Source organism: Luteimonas abyssi, assembly GCF_001482195.1.
In the GTDB taxonomy this organism is placed as follows: Bacteria; Pseudomonadota; Gammaproteobacteria; order Xanthomonadales; family Xanthomonadaceae; genus Luteimonas; species Luteimonas abyssi.
The window spans coordinates 3,157,662-3,170,472 of sequence record NZ_KQ759763.1 but is presented as its reverse complement, the minus strand read 5'-3'; the positions used below and the strand labels follow the sequence as shown (position 1 = coordinate 3,170,472).

Genomic DNA, 12,811 nt, shown 5'->3' with positions numbered 1-12,811 from the left:
CGCGTGAAGTCCGGATGCAGTGCCGCGCACCAAGCGCTGCGGCGCGTGAGCGCAGCCGCAGCCGATGGCCCGTCGTCGGGAAGGCGACCGAAAACTACAGCGCCGCGATCGCACCGTGCGCGATGACCGGCCCGGTCGGACCTGGCTCCGGCGAGCCGCCCTGCGGTTCCAGCGAGATGGCAAGCGTCGCCCCGGTGACCAGGTCGTGCCGCAGCGCGGCCGGCACCTCCACGCTGTGCGCGCGGTCGCCCGAGACCACGCCGAGCGAACGTGGTGCCTCGCCGTCCGGGATCAGCCAGAGCTCGGGCACGCGATCGGACGCGATGTCGCGCGCGGGCACGGGGGTGAGCTGCACGACGCCGTGATCGGCATCCACCGTCGCCAGCCATGCCGGCGCGCCGTCGTCCTGCGCCAGCAGGGTGACCGGACGCGCGACCGGATCTGGCGCCGGTGCCGGTGCGGGCGTCGGGTCGGGTTCCGGCGCGACCACCACCGGTGCCGGCGCCGGCGGTTCGGCCACCGGGAGCGGACGGGTGATCCAGACCACGGCCAGGGCCGCGACCGCCGCCGCCGTCGTGGCCTGCCACAGCCACACCTGGCGCCACCAGGGCACGGGCGTCGACGTGGCGGTCGCGGTACCGCGTCGCGCCGCATCGAGTTCGGCTTCGATCCGTGCCCAGACGTGCGCCGGCACCGGCGCGGTCTCCAGCTCTTCGAGCAACGGCGCGAGATGGGTGGCCCAGGCCTGCACGAGCGCCGTGAACGCGGGCTCGCGTTCGATGCGCGCCTTCACCTGCGCACGGACATTCGCGTCCAGCACGCCGAGAACGTACTCGCCGGCCAGCACCGCGTCGGTCGGCGGCTCGTCGCCGGGGGGCTGCGGATCGATCGTGCTCATGCTTCGAGACAGGTCTTGAGTTGCTGAAGGCCGCGCCGGATCCAGCTTTTCACCGAACCGAGCGGAGCGCCGATCGCGCGCGCCAGTTCGTCGTAGGTGAAGCCGTCCAGGAACGCGGACCGGATCAGGCGGCGGCGCTTGGGCTCCAGGCCGTCGAGGCAGAGATCGAGCCGGGCGCGTTCTGCGGAACGCGCGGCCAGATCCTGCGGGCCGGTGCCTTCGTCGGGCCATTGCTCGAGATCGGTCCCGTCCACGGTGCGCTGACCGGCCTGGCCGCGCAGCCGGTCGATGGCGCGATTGCGGGCGATGGTCGACAGCCACGCCTGCGCGCTCGCGCGCTGCGCATCGAACTGCCCCGCCTTGTTCCAGATCGTCACGTAGACCTCCTGCAGCAGGTCCTCGGCGTCGTGCCGGTCGCGGAGCACGCGCAGCGCGATCGCCATCAGGCGGGGTGCGCTGGCGTGGTACAGCGACTCGAAGGCGGCCCGGTCGCCTTGCGCGGTCTGCCGCAGCAAGGTGTCGAGGCTCGGATCCGATGGATGTCCAGACTGCTCAGGGGGCATGACGGTCGAAGGGCGATTCCGGATGCAGCAGCCATCTTGGGTGCCGACGGGCGGCAGGGCAACCATGGCCGCAACATCGCGCGCATCGATCGCGCCTCCGCCGCGCGGTGCCGTGCCCATGCCCATGGCCCCCATGTCTCCCATGTGTGCGTCCACGTCCGCGGCCGCGCGTGGGATCTCGTGCCGCCCGGGCCGCGGCTCGGGCCCCGCCGAGACTCATCCTGCGAGACGGCGGCCGGGTAGAACGGCACGCCTCCCGTGTCCCGGACTCCGTCGCTTGAACGCCATCCTCCGCGCCGCCGATCATCCCGCCGCCGTGTCGTCCGACCGGGCCCTCGCGCCAGCCGGTGGCCGTGGCCTGGCCGAGCGCCTGTCGCGCCGTTACGCCGACCGCATCACCGGGCATTTCGTGGTGCCAGGCCAGGACGGCCGCCTCGTCCCGTTCCCCGACGACCTTCCCGACGCCCTGGCCGCCGCCCTGCGCGCGCGCGGAGTCGAGCAGCTGTACGCGCACCAGGCGCAGGCGTGGACCGCGGCGCGCGGCGGCCGGCACCTGGTGGTCGCCACGCCGACCGCGTCGGGCAAGTCGCTGTGCTACACGCTGCCGGTGATCGGCACGGCGCTGGCCGAGGGCAAGAAGGCGCTGTACCTGTTCCCCACCAAGGCGCTGGCGCAGGACCAGGTGGCCGACCTGCTGGAGCTCAACCGCGCCGGCGGCCTAGGCCTGCGCGCGGCCACCTTCGACGGCGACACCCCGGGCGACGCGCGCCAGGCGATCCGCCTCAACGGCGACATCGTGGTCAGCAACCCGGACATGCTCCACCAGGCGATCCTGCCGCACCACACCAAGTGGGCGCAGTTCTTCGAGAACCTGCGCTACGTGGTCATCGACGAGGTCCACACCTACCGCGGCGTGTTCGGTTCGCACGTGGCCAACGTGATCCGCCGGCTCAAGCGGGTGTGCGCGTTCTACGGGGTGCGCCCGCAGTTCATCCTGTGCTCGGCCACCATCGGCAACGCCGCCGACCACGGCCGCGCGCTGATCGAGGACGAGGTGACCGCGATCCTCGACTCCGGCGCGCCCCGCGGCGACAAGCACGTGCTGCTGTGGAACCCACCGGTGGTCAACCCGGACCTCGGCCTGCGTGCCTCGGCGCGCTCGCAGTCCAACCGCATCGCGCGGGTGGCGATCAAGGCCGGGCTGAAGACCCTGGTGTTCTGCCAGACCCGGCTGATGGTGGAGGTGCTGACCAAGTACCTGAAGGAAGTCTTCGACCACGACCCGCGCAAGCCGCGGCGCATCCGCGCCTACCGCGGCGGCTACCTGCCGACCGAGCGGCGGGAGGTGGAGCGGGCGATGCGCGCCGGCGACATCGACGGCATCGTCAGCACCTCGGCGCTGGAGCTGGGCGTGGACATCGGCAGCCTCGACGTGGTCGTGCTCAACGGCTACCCGGGCAGCGTCTCGGCGACCTGGCAGCGCTTCGGCCGCGCCGGGCGCCGCCAGCAGCCGTCGCTGGGCGTGCTGGTGGCGAGCTCGCAGCCGATGGACCAGTACATCGTCCGGCACCCGGAGTTCTTCATGGGCGCCAACCCGGAACAGGCGCGGATCGCGCCCGACCAGCCGCTGATCCTGATGGACCACATCCGCTGTGCGGCGTTCGAGTTGCCGTTCGTCGACGGCGACTACTTCGGCCCGGTGGAGCCGGCGCCGTGGCTGGAGGTGCTGGCCGAATCCGGCGTGCTGCACCACGAGGCCACGCGCTGGGAATGGATCGCCGACAGCTATCCGGCGCAGGCGGTGAACCTGCGCTCGGTGGCCGACGGCAACTTCGTCGTGGTCGACCGCACCGACGGCCGCCAGACCATCGTCGCCGAGGTCGACTACTCCGCCGCCGCGCTCACCCTCTACGAGGGCGCGATCCACATGATCCAGTCCGAACCGTTCCAGGTGGAACGGCTGGACTGGGACGGGCGCAAGGCCTACGTGCGGCGCACGCACGTGGACTACTACACCGACGCCATCGACTACACCAAGCTCAAGGTGCTCGACGAGGCCGAGAGTGCGCCGGCCGGCGCCGGTCTGGCCCGGCACGGCGAAGTGCATGTGGTGCGGCGCGTCTCGGGCTACAAGAAGATCCGCTTCCATACGCACGAGAACATCGGCTACGGCCCGGTCAACCTGCCCGACCAGGAGCTGCACACCACCGCGGCGTGGTGGCAACTGCCGCAGGCGGTGCTGGACGCGGCCTTCGACAGCCGCCAGCACGCGCTCGACGGCTTCCTCGGTGCCGCGCATGCGCTGCATCTGGTGGCGCAGCTGCTGGTGATGGCGGAGGCGCAGGACCTGCAGAAGGCGGTGGGCAGCGGCGATGGCGCCTGGTTCGCCAGCGCCGACGCCGCCGGACGCGGGCAGTGGCGCAATGCCGAAGGCCAACCGGGTTCGCCGGACGAGGCGCGCGGGTTCACCCCGACGTTGTACCTCTACGACAACTACCCCGGTGGCGTCGGCCTGTCGCTGCCGCTGTTCGAGCGCCGCGCGGAGCTGCATGCGCGGGCGGTGGAACTGGTGCGCGACTGTGCCTGTCGCGGCGGCTGCCCGGCCTGTGTGGGGCCGGTGCTGGAAGCCCAGGAGGGCGAGGGCGACACGTCGCCGAAGCGCCTGGCCGCACGCGTGCTGGCCCTGCTCGGGGCGGCGGCGTGAGCGCATTGGCGAACAAGCTCGCCGGGCTGCGGCGCCAGGCAGGTGCCGCGCCGGCCGATGGCGCAGCGCGCCCGCCGATGGCGCGAGGGGCAGCGCACGGCGGCACGATGCGGGCCGCCGTGGAGTCGTCGGTGCGCGGCGACTCCACGGCTGATACGGCCTGCGGTCCCGTGTCCCCTGGGAACGGGCTGCCTGATCGCCCGGGTCGGGATGGCGCGGGCGCGGGCGCGGGCCATGAATGGCGTGCTCCTGCGGCCGGCGCGAGGCCGACGCCGGTGCTCGACGGCGCGCCGACGGCGGATGCACCGGCGGGCTCGCCGTCACGAGCGCCCGATCCGGAGACGGGCCGCGCGGGCTTCGCCCCGTTCGGACATGCGTCGGGGGCTTCCGGCCGGCGCGCATCGGCGTCGCCGGCGCACGGTCCGCGTGCCGACACCGCCGCGCAGTTGCGCCGCCTGCTCAACCTGCGCCCGCAGGCACCGCTGCGGACGCTGCCCGTGGCGGACCGGGCGTTGCCCGGCGAGGAGATCGCGCCCGGCCTGTTCTACAGCGAGACCCGTACACCCTGGCCCCAGACGGCCGATTTCGTGCTGGCGGGCATCCGCCAGGACGACGTCGAACGGGCGCGCATTCTGGCGTTCGACACCGAAACCACCGGCCTGGCCGGGGGCACCGGCACCCGCGCCTTCATGATCGGCGCGGCGGACTGGCGCGACGGTCAATTGCGCCTGCGCCAGTTGCTCATCGCCACCCTAGCCGCCGAGCGCGCGATGCTCGAGACGTTCGCCGACTGGCTGCCGGACGGCACCGTCCTGCTCAGCTACAACGGCAAGAGCTACGACCGTCCTCTGCTGAGCACGCGCTACCGGCTGGCGCGGCTGGCCGATCCGCTGCCCGCCTGCGGCCACATCGACCTGTTGCATCCGATGCGCCGGCGTTACCGCCAGGTGTGGCCGAACTGTCGGCTCGCCACCGCCGAGCGCGAATTGCTGGGCGTGCTGCGCGAGGACGACCTGCCGGGGTCGGAAGCGCCGGCAGCGTGGCTGCAGTACCTGCGCGGCGGCAGCGCGGCCACCCTGCGGCGAGTGGGCCATCACAACGCGCAGGATCTGCGCAGCCTGTGCGGCCTGCTGGAGCGCATGGCCGATCCACCGGCGGATCCCGTGCAGCACACGACGGGAGGGTGAGGCGTAACGGCGCGGTTCACGCGACCGGTGTGCATCGGCGCGCATACTCCGCGCCCGATTCCCCACCGGCGCATGCCCGTGACCGCTCCAGAGCACTGCGGCGCCTGCCGCGAGGGCGCGTCCGCGCCGGCGATCCGCATGGCCCTGCAGCCCATCGTCGATCTCGATACGCGCACCGTCTTCGCCTACGAGGCGCTGGTGCGCGGCCAAGACGGGGCATCGGCCGCCGAGGTGCTGGCCGCGATCGAGCCGGGGGGGCAGTACGCGTTCGACCAGGCCTGCCGGGTGGCGGCGATCGAGCATGCCGCGGCGCTCGACCTGCCGTGTCCGGTCTCGATCAACTTCCTGCCGGGCGCCGTCTACCGCGCCGAGACCTGCATCCGCCGCACGCTGGCGGCCGCCCGGCGTTGCCGCTGGCCGCTGGAGCGCATCGTGTTCGAGGTCGGCGAAAGCGAACACGTGGACCGGCCGCGGCACCTGATCGACATCCTCGATGCCTATCGCGGGATGGGCTTCCGCACCGCCATCGACGATTTCGGCGCGGGCTTCGCCGGACTCAACCTGCTGGCGGAGTTCCAGCCGGACCTGGTCAAGTTCGACATGGGGCTGGTGCGCGGGATCGATCGCGACACGGCACGCCGCACCATCGTCGCCCACGCCGCGCGCATGTGCGCCGAGCTCGGCATCTCCGTCGTCGCCGAGGGCGTGGAGACGCTCGACGAGTCGCGCGCGCTGCGCGATCTGGGGATCGATCTGCAGCAGGGCTTCGTGTTCGCGCGTCCGGCACTGGAGTTCGCGCCCGCAGTGCGATTGTGAACGTCCGGCGCGATGCGGACGGGATGGAAACGCTTCCATCCGCGCCCTCCGCGATCGGATGACAGAAACTGAACATTCGCGTGTTCATCATTGCATCCACCGTCCGTGCCCGCGGTCGCCGGGGTGGCGGTCGCAGCGCGGCCCGGATCGCGGCGCTCGCGGTCTTTCGCTCGATTCCTCCCCCTTCCCGATGTGCCCATGACCCCCACTGCTCCGACGCCTCCCGCGCCTGGCCCCGACGTGGCCGCCCTGTCGTCCCCCATGCCGCCCGAAGCGCCGGTCGCTATGCCGGTGCAGTCGTTGCGCGAGGGCCGTGCGCCGCGCGGTCGGCTGCCGACGACGCCTGCGGGCATGGCCTGGCGGCGCGGTGCGGTCATCGGGACGGCCGCGGTGATCACCCTGATCGCCACCTACCAGATCTGGTGGTTGCTGCGCGCCGGCGGCATCACCGTGGCCGAAGGCGCGTTGCTGGTGATCTTCGTCGCATTGTTCGCCTGGATCGTGCAGTCGTTCGCGAGCACGCTGGCCGGCTTCCTGGTGCTGTTGCAGAAGCGCCCGGCGCGGCTGGGTCTGGACCCGCGTGCGCCGCTGCCGGCGCCGCGCGCGCGCACGGCGTTGCTGATGCCGACCTACAACGAGGATCCCACCCGCCTGATGAGCGGTCTGCAGGCGACCTGCGAATCGCTCATCGCCACCGGCCATGCCGGACTGTTCGATGTGTTCGTGCTCAGCGACACCCGTGATCCGGACATCCAGCGTGCCGAGGCGATCGAGTTCGAAGCGCTGCGCGAGCGCCTCGGCGACCGCCTGCGGCTGTGGTACCGGTTGCGCGACGACAACAGCGAGCGCAAGGCCGGCAACGTCGCCGAGTGGGTGCGCGGCTGGGGCGCGGACTGGCCGAAGTTCCTGATCCTCGACGCCGACAGCCTGATGGACGGCGGCACCCTGGTGCGGCTGGCCGACGCGATGGAGCGCCACGACGACGTCGCCCTGATCCAGACCCTGCCGGTGATCGTCAACGGCCACACCGTGTTCGCGCGCATGCAGCAGTTCGCCGGCAGCGTGTACGGCCCGGTGATCGCCTACGGCGTGGCCTGGTGGCACGGCGCGGAGAGCAATTACTGGGGCCACAACGCGATGATCCGCACGCAGGCGTTCGCCGATCACTGCGGCCTGCCGGCGCTCAACGGGCCGACGCCGTTCAACGGCCACGTACTCAGCCATGATTTCGTCGAGGCCGCGCTGATGCGCCGCGGCGGCTGGGCACTGCACATGGTGCCCGGCCTGGGCGGCAGCTACGAGGAAGGCCCGCCGTCGCTGACCGACATGCTGGTGCGCGATCGCCGCTGGTGCCAGGGCAACCTGCAGCACGGTGGCGTCCTGCCCACCAAGGGACTGCACTGGGTGAGCCGCTGGCACATGCTCATCGGCATCGGCCATTACCTCACCGCGCCGCTGTGGGCGTTGCTGATGCTGATCGGCCTGGCATTGCCGCTGCTGGCGATGGAGCCGGGCGAAGGCTACTCGGCGGGTCGCTACTGGATGCAGCAGGACGCGAACCGCTTCCTGTACGTGTTCGCGTTGACGATGTCGATGCTGCTGGCGCCGAAGGTGTTCGGCTACTTCGCCACGCTGCTCGATCCCGAGCGCCGTCGCGGCTGCGGCGGCGCCTGGCGCGCGTTCGTCAGCATGCTGCTGGAAACCCTGCTGGCGGCGCTGATGGCGCCGGTGACCATGTACGTACAGTGCCGCGGCGTGGCGCAGGTGCTGGCCGGCAAGGATTCGGGCTGGGACTCGCAGCGTCGCGACGACGGCAGCGTGCCGGTGTCGTCTTTGGTGCGCACCTATGCGGGTGCGACCTTCCTCGGCCTGGTGGCGCTGGTGATGGCGCTGGGCATCTCGCCGGGCCTGGCGGCGTGGATGTCGCCGGTGATCATCGGCCTGGTGGCCTCGGTGCCGATCGTGATGTTCACCTCGTCGCGCAGTGCGGGGCAGTGGCTCAAGCGTCGACGGATCTTCGCCACCCCCGAGGAACTGACGCCGCCGCAGGTGCTGGTGCGCGCCAGCGAGCTGCGCGCCGAACCGCATCCGTCGGAAGCGCTGTCCACGAAGCCTCGCGCGTCGGCCTGACGGCACGCGGATCGACGACACGCGGATCGACGGCACGGGGTCGACGGCACGCGGATCGACCGCATCGGCGTCGACGACCGGGACGGCCGCCGGGGTGCCGTGGCGGCCGGGCGCCGGCGCGGCCACGCGGGGCGAACGCGTATGTGGGCGAGCGTGCGGCCGGTCCGCTTTCGGGCACGCCGCGCCGCGATGACCGCTCGCCGGGCTGCCCTGGAGGAGCAGGAATCATTACCCTTCCGGATCGCATCCCGTCCGGAACCGCCCAATGCCCCTCGACACCGTCGAACACGAAACCGCCCCCGATCCGACCTGGACGATCCTCTGGCTGCACGGCCTCGGCGCCGACGGCCACGACTTCGCGCCGATCGTGCCGGAGCTGGTACGCGAGGACTGGCCGGCGGTGCGTTTCGTGTTTCCGCATGCGCCGGTGCGGCCGGTCACGATCAACAACGGAGTGCCGATGCGCGCCTGGTACGACATCCGCGAGATGGATCTGGCCAATCGTGCCGACGAGGCCGGGGTTCTGGAATCCGTGCAGGCGGTCGATGCGTTGATCGCGCGCGAGGGCGAGCGCGGCATTCCGCCGGCGCGGCTCGTGCTGGCCGGTTTCTCCCAGGGCGGTGCGATCACCCTGGCGGCAGGGCTGCGTCGCCGCGTGCCGCTGGCGGGTCTGGTCGGGCTGTCCACGTATCTGCCCGCCGCACACACGGCGCAGGCGGCGCTGGTCGCCGGCGCCCAGGCGCAGCCGGTGTTCATGGCGCACGGCACCCAGGATCCGGTGGTGCCGGTCCAGGCCGGCGAGCAGAGCGCCGCGCTGTTGCGGTCGCTCGGTTTCGATGTCGACTGGTCGACCTACCCGATGCCGCACTCGGTCGCCATGGAGGAGATCGTGGCGCTCGGCGCGTGGCTGTCGGCGCGCTTCGCCGCGGCCTGATACCGGAGCCGGGCGCATGGGGATGTCGCCATCGGACCCACCGCCCGCGGGCGAACCCTGGTTGCCGGACCTGTGCCGGTTGCGCCGGCTCGGCGCCATGCTCGGCCTGGCGCAGTTGGTCATCGTGGTCGTGGCGCTGGTGCCCGGCGGCGATCACGACTGGGGGCTGTCCCAGTTCCTGAGCATCAGCGGCTACGCGCTGTGGCTGGCACTGGCGGTGTCGGTGTTGCTGTGCGTCTCGCGGCGCACGGTGTCGCGGCTGCCGCGTCGTGCGGGCGCGGTGGCGGCGGTCGGGCTCGCCGCTGCGGTGGCCTGGGGCGCGGCAGCGATCGTGCACGGCCTGTATGCCAGTGTGGGCGCGAGCGGCTGGCCCGGCTTCTGGCGGTTCACCGGCGGCTCGGCGGCGGTGACCGCGTTGATCGCCGCGCTGGCGTTGCGCTACTTCTACGTCATCGACGGCTGGCAGGCGCAGGTGAGCGCCAACGCGCGCGCCGAGGCCGATGCGCTACAGGCGCGAATCCGCCCGCACTTCCTGTTCAACAGCATGAACATGATCGCCACCCTGCTGCAGCGCGATCCGCAGATCGCCGAGCGCGCGGTGCTCGATCTGTCCGATCTGTTCCGGGCCGCGCTGGTGGCGGGCGACGGCCATGCCACGCTGGCCGAGGAAGTGGAACTGGCCGAGCGCTATCTCGCCATCGAGCAACTGCGGCTGGGCGAGCGCCTGCAGGTGGTCTGGGCGCGCGAAGAGCCGCTGCCCTGGGCCTTGCCGATGCCGCGACTGGTGCTGCAGCCGCTGCTGGAGAACGCCGTGCTGCACGGCGTGTCGCGCCTGCCGGCCGGCGGCACGGTGGACATCGCACTGCGTGCGGATGCGCGCGCGCTGTACATCGAGATCCGCAATCCGGCGTTGCCGCCGTCGCAGCAGCCGACCGCCGGCACCGGCCACGCCCAGCGCAATATCGGCCATCGGTTGCGCTGGCGGTTCGGGGGGGGCGCGACGATGCGCGCCGGCTGGGCGGACGGCGTCTATGCCTGTAGGCTTGAACTGCCGCTGGGGACTGAGGGGATGCGGTCATGACGATGAAGGTGGTGATCGCCGACGACGAGCCGCTGGCGCGCGAGCGCCTGCGCGGCCTGCTCGCACACGAAGCAGGGATCGAGCTGGTGGCCGAGGTCGGCGACGGCCAGGCCGCGCTGCACGCGTGCGCACAGCACGATGCGGATCTGGTCCTGCTCGATATCGCGATGCCGGGCATCGACGGACTCGAGGCCGCACGCCACCTGTCGACGTTCGAACCACGTCCGGCGGTGGTGTTCTGTACCGCCTACGATGCGCACGCGCTGTCCGCGTTCGATGCCGCCGCCGTCGACTATCTGGTCAAGCCGGTGCGCCCCGAGCGGCTGCATGCGGCGCTGGAACGGGCGCGCACCTTCACCCTCGGCCGCGATGGCCGGACCGGCGGCGAGGTGCGCACACGCACACACCTGTGCGCGCGCCTGCGCGGCAGCCTGCGACTGATCCCGGTCGAGGAGATCCACTATCTCCAGGCCGAAGAGAAGTACGTGGTGGTGCATCACGCCCGCGGCGAAGATCTGATCGAGGAGTCGCTGAAATCGCTGGAGCAGGAGTTCGGCCAGCGGTTCATGCGCATCCACCGCAATTGCCTGGTGTCGCGTCACGAGCTGGTGGAGGTCCGCCGCGGGCACGATGGCCAGGTGCACGCGATGCTGCGCCACGTGGCGCAGCCGCTGGAGGTCAGCCGGCGCTGCGTGGCCCAGGTCAGGGACGCGATCCGCCTGCTCTGAGGCCGCCCCGGCGCGGACGTGCGCGCGCCTGCGATAATGCCCTGATGACTCACACGCTGCGCATCGCCACCCGCAAAAGCCCGCTCGCGCTCTGGCAGAGCGAACACGTCGCCGCCTGCCTGCGCGCGGCGCATCCCGACCTGGACGTGGTGCTGGTGCCGATGTCCACGCGTGGCGACGAAGTGCTCGACCGTTCGCTGGCGGCGATCGGCGGCAAGGGTCTGTTCCTGAAGGAACTCGAGGTCGCCATGCAGCGCGGCGAGGCGGACTGCGCCGTGCACTCGCTCAAGGATGTGCCGATGGAACTGGAGCCGGGCTTCGCACTGCCTGCCGTGCTGGCGCGTGCCGACTACGCCGACGCCTTCATCAGTCCGCGTTACGAAACGTTGGGGGCGCTGCCGCATGGCGCACGGGTGGGCACATCGTCGCTGCGGCGACAGGCGCAGTTGCGCGCGCTGCGGCCGGACCTGCAGCTGAGCGACCTGCGCGGCAACGTCAATACGCGCCTGGCCAAACTCGACGCCGGTGCGTACGACGCCATCGTGCTCGCCTGCGCCGGGCTGGACCGGCTGGGCCTCGGCCGGCGCGCCCGGCACCGGCTGCTGGCGCCGGAGTGGCTGCCGGCGCCCGCGCAGGGCGCGATCGCGGTGGAATGCCTGGTCGACGATGCGCGCACGGTCGCGCTGACCGCCGCGCTGGACGATACCGACACCCGTATCTGCGTGGAGGCGGAGCGGGCGATGAACCGCACCCTGCACGGCAGCTGCCATGTGCCGGTGGCCGCCTACGCGCAACTCGACGGCCAGCGCCTGCACCTGCGCGGCCTCGTCGGCAATGCCGACGACGGCCGTGCGGTGCGTGCCGAAGCCATGGGGACGCGCGACGCGCCGCAGGCGCTGGGCAGGACGGTGGCCGGCGCGCTGCTCGATGCCGGCGCGGCCGATTACCTGAAGGTGTAGACCAGGTTGATCGTGGTCAGCGTGTCGGTGTTGCGGGTGGTCGCATCCGGCACGTCGGTATTGTGGCGGACTTCCAGTCCGGCCTTGAGCGCGAGCACTTCGGTCATCGCCACCGAGATCCCGAAATCGTTCTGCGCGTAGGTGTTCTCGTCGCCGGCCTCGACCAGCAGCGTGTTGACCAGCGACGTGGTGTCGGTCAGACGGATCCTGTAATCCACAAGGCCGCGCAGCAGGGCGCCGCTCTGGACCTCGCCGGTGTCGAACTCGCGCGCGCGGCGGTAACCGGGGCCGATCTCGGTCAGCAGCGTGGTCCGCTCGTTGCGCAGGAAGTAATGGCCGTAACCGATCGAGGCGGTGCCCTGGTACTCGTAGGGCGAGAAATCGTCGTTCTCGTAACGACCGGCGCCGACGATGTAGTTGCGTTCGTTGAACTTCCACGCGGTCGACGCGCCGAGGTCGAACCGGTTGGCGGTGATCTCGTAGCGGCTCTCGGGGGTGCCGTCGCCGTCGAAGTCGCCGGTCACGTCGCTGCGGGTGCGCAGCGCCGCGCCGCGCAGGCGATGCAGGCGGTGTTCGTTCTCGCGTGTGAGTGCCAGTTTGGTGTTGAGGCTTTCGGAGCGGCTGTTGCCGCGGGCCATCGCGAAGCCCAGCTCGCCGGTGGCGGTCCAGCCGGTGTCTTCGACCACGGCATCGATCTCGCGGAAACTCGACGGTGCCATGGGTTGGGCGGGGGCGAGCAACAGGGCGGACAGCAACAACGACATGACGGCAGGCGCTCCAGGCGTCGGAAAGGAAGACGTAATGATCTCAG

General features: G+C 71.5%; 11 protein-coding genes. 8 read left to right on the top strand and 3 right to left on the bottom strand.

Annotated features, from left to right (window positions below; translation table 11 throughout):
• Positions 1–94 precede the first annotated feature (94 nt).
• Together RG19_RS13740 and RG19_RS13735 are read right to left on the bottom strand one after the other, a co-directional pair.
• Complete coding sequence (locus RG19_RS13740) at positions 95–898, bottom strand: anti-sigma factor (RefSeq protein WP_058835762.1); 804 nt, start codon at positions 896–898, stop codon at positions 95–97.
• The gene (locus tag RG19_RS13735; protein WP_238376649.1) at positions 895–1,587 is read right to left on the bottom strand and encodes a sigma-70 family RNA polymerase sigma factor; all 693 of its coding nucleotides are present in this window, start codon (positions 1,585–1,587) and stop codon (positions 895–897) included. Before RG19_RS13735 ends, RG19_RS13740 begins: the two co-directional genes overlap by 4 nt.
• Positions 1,588–1,777: 190 nt before the next feature.
• Here RG19_RS13735 and RG19_RS13730 point away from each other — a divergent pair, with 190 nt between their 5' ends.
• The 8 genes from RG19_RS13730 (at position 1,778) to hemC (ending at position 12,000) form a co-directional block, all read left to right on the top strand.
• The gene (locus RG19_RS13730) at positions 1,778–4,165 is read left to right on the top strand and encodes a DEAD/DEAH box helicase (protein WP_058836625.1); all 2,388 of its coding nucleotides are present in this window, start codon (positions 1,778–1,780) and stop codon (positions 4,163–4,165) included.
• A 275-nt stretch (positions 4,166–4,440) separates the two neighbouring features.
• Positions 4,441–5,352 (top strand): ribonuclease H-like domain-containing protein, encoded by a 912-nt coding sequence (locus RG19_RS17325; protein ID WP_238376648.1) that lies wholly within the window; start codon positions 4,441–4,443, stop codon positions 5,350–5,352.
• A gap of 78 nt (positions 5,353–5,430) precedes the next feature.
• A complete protein-coding gene (locus tag RG19_RS13720) occupies positions 5,431–6,168 on the top strand; it encodes an EAL domain-containing protein (protein ID WP_425599704.1) in 738 nt (245 codons plus the stop codon).
• A gap of 198 nt (positions 6,169–6,366) precedes the next feature.
• The gene (mdoH, locus tag RG19_RS13715; RefSeq protein WP_058835760.1) at positions 6,367–8,298 is read left to right on the top strand and encodes a glucans biosynthesis glucosyltransferase MdoH; all 1,932 of its coding nucleotides are present in this window, start codon (positions 6,367–6,369) and stop codon (positions 8,296–8,298) included.
• A gap of 265 nt (positions 8,299–8,563) precedes the next feature.
• Complete coding sequence (locus RG19_RS13710) at positions 8,564–9,232, top strand: alpha/beta hydrolase (protein WP_058835759.1); 669 nt, start codon at positions 8,564–8,566, stop codon at positions 9,230–9,232.
• 22 nt (positions 9,233–9,254) lie between these two features.
• The gene (locus RG19_RS13705; protein ID WP_058836623.1) at positions 9,255–10,313 is read left to right on the top strand and encodes a sensor histidine kinase; all 1,059 of its coding nucleotides are present in this window, start codon (positions 9,255–9,257) and stop codon (positions 10,311–10,313) included.
• A 2-nt stretch (positions 10,314–10,315) separates the two neighbouring features.
• Positions 10,316–11,041, top strand: coding sequence for a LytR/AlgR family response regulator transcription factor (locus tag RG19_RS13700; RefSeq protein WP_058835758.1), 726 nt, complete (start codon positions 10,316–10,318; stop codon positions 11,039–11,041).
• A gap of 44 nt (positions 11,042–11,085) precedes the next feature.
• A complete protein-coding gene (gene hemC / locus RG19_RS13695; RefSeq protein WP_058835757.1) occupies positions 11,086–12,000 on the top strand; it encodes a hydroxymethylbilane synthase in 915 nt (304 codons plus the stop codon).
• Here hemC and RG19_RS13690 read toward each other — a convergent pair.
• A complete protein-coding gene (locus RG19_RS13690) occupies positions 11,985–12,764 on the bottom strand; it encodes a DUF481 domain-containing protein (protein WP_058835756.1) in 780 nt (259 codons plus the stop codon). The genes hemC and RG19_RS13690 overlap by 16 nt on opposite strands.
• Between the last annotated feature and the right edge of the window lie 47 nt (positions 12,765–12,811).